Source organism: Deltaproteobacteria bacterium (genome assembly GCA_009930495.1).
GTDB lineage: Bacteria > Desulfobacterota > Desulfovibrionia > Desulfovibrionales > Desulfomicrobiaceae > Desulfomicrobium.
This window is the reverse complement of record RZYB01000380.1, coordinates 1-1490: the sequence shown is the minus strand read 5'-3', so window position 1 is coordinate 1490 and position 1490 is coordinate 1. Positions and strand designations below refer to the sequence as shown.

2 protein-coding genes are annotated in these 1490 nt (G+C 65.1%); both read right to left on the bottom strand.

Annotation, left to right across the window (positions count from 1 at the left end; all coding sequences use genetic code 11):
- A partial coding sequence (cobI, locus tag EOL86_14850; GenBank protein NCD26848.1) for a precorrin-2 C(20)-methyltransferase occupies positions 1–554 on the bottom strand: 554 nt, incomplete at its 3' end.
- The gene (locus EOL86_14845) at positions 551–1336 is read right to left on the bottom strand and encodes an ABC transporter substrate-binding protein (protein NCD26847.1); all 786 of its coding nucleotides are present in this window, start codon (positions 1334–1336) and stop codon (positions 551–553) included. The genes cobI and EOL86_14845, both read right to left, overlap by 4 nt.
- Positions 1337–1490 lie beyond the last annotated feature (154 nt).

The following is a 1490-nucleotide window of genomic DNA, read 5'->3' as shown; positions in this document are numbered from 1 at the left end:
ATGACGCCGAAATTGGTGTAGGCCTTGAGGATGACCGCGTTTTCGGCGTGCTCCAGACCGTCGCGCAATTCACCGGCCTGACGGATGCCGGGCATGATGAGCAGGTTTTGGGCGCTTTCGGCCAGAACGGTTTGCGTGGCCGCGGCCGCCGCCTGGAAGGAGGTGATGCCGGGGATGACAGTGGCGTCCAGGCCGGGCCGCAGTCGGCGCAGGGTGCGCAGCAGATAGGCGAAGGTGGAGTAGAGCAGCGGATCGCCCAGGGTCAGAAAGGCCGCGTCATGTCCCTGGTCCAGCTCGGTCAGCACCTGTCGGGCGTTGTCCTCCCAGGCCGCGAGCAGTGTGGCCTCGTCGCGGCTCATGGGAAAGCCCAGGCGGATGGTCCGCGTTACTGGGCGCAGATGGGGCCGGGCGATGTCCAGGGCCAGGGAATCGTCGTTTTTGGTTGAGGACGCGGCGAAGATGACGTCCACCATGCCCAGGGTTTTGGCCGCCTTGATGGTCAGCAGGTCCGGATCGCCGGGACCGACGCCGATGCCGTACAGATGTCCGCTCATGGCCGCGCCTCCTTGTCCCATTTCTGCACGATTTCGGCTAGTTGGTGCGCAGCCTCCAGGCTGCGCGGGCCGGGTCGGGAAAAAAGCCGCTGATCCACGGTGATGACGCGGCCGTTTCGCACGCAGCCCAGGGTGGCATAGTGCGGTCGCGCGGCCAGGGGCGTGGGCGCCGGGTTCATGGGTCCATGCTGGATGAGGTAAATGTCGGGATCAAGGCGCAAGACTTCCTCCTCGCTCAGGCGCACGAGTTTTTCCGGCGCGGTCACGGCGTTGCGGCCGCCGGCGGCGTTGATGATTTCGGTGATCATGGAACCCTGGCCGGCGGCCAGAAGGTTGGGATGGCGGACTTCGAAAAAGACCGTCGGCACGCGGCCCGGACGTTGGGTACGAATGCGCTTTAGTTCGGCCTGCATGGCCAGGACCCGTGCTTGAGCCTGGGTTTCGGCCCCGGTCAAAACGCCCAGTCGCTCCATGGCCGCAAACAGGTCCTCAAAGGCGTTCATCCGGAACATGACCGTGGGGATGCCGTGCGTTTCCAGGAATTTGACCGTCGCCAGGGCCTCGACCCGGCCGCCCATCTGGATGACTAGATCGGGTTTGAGACTTATGATCAGCTCCAAATTGGGCCGCAGATGCGTACCCACGATCGGCTTGGAACGGATGGACGGCGGCTGGTCGTCGGTCTCGGTCCGGGCGATGAGGATGTCTTTGCGGCCGAGGTCGGCCAGGATTTCGTTGAAGGCTCCATACAGGGCGATGACGCGGGTCGCGGGCCGTTCCAGGTGGATGAGTTGTCCCCTGTCGTCGGTGATGCGTACGCCGGCCAGGGCCGGGGCCGCCAAAAGGGGACAGACCGCGAGCAGGACATTAAGAACGAGGCACCAGATAGGCCTGGGGCGCGCCGGTGACGGGATGCGCCGCCACGCGAAGGGGTGT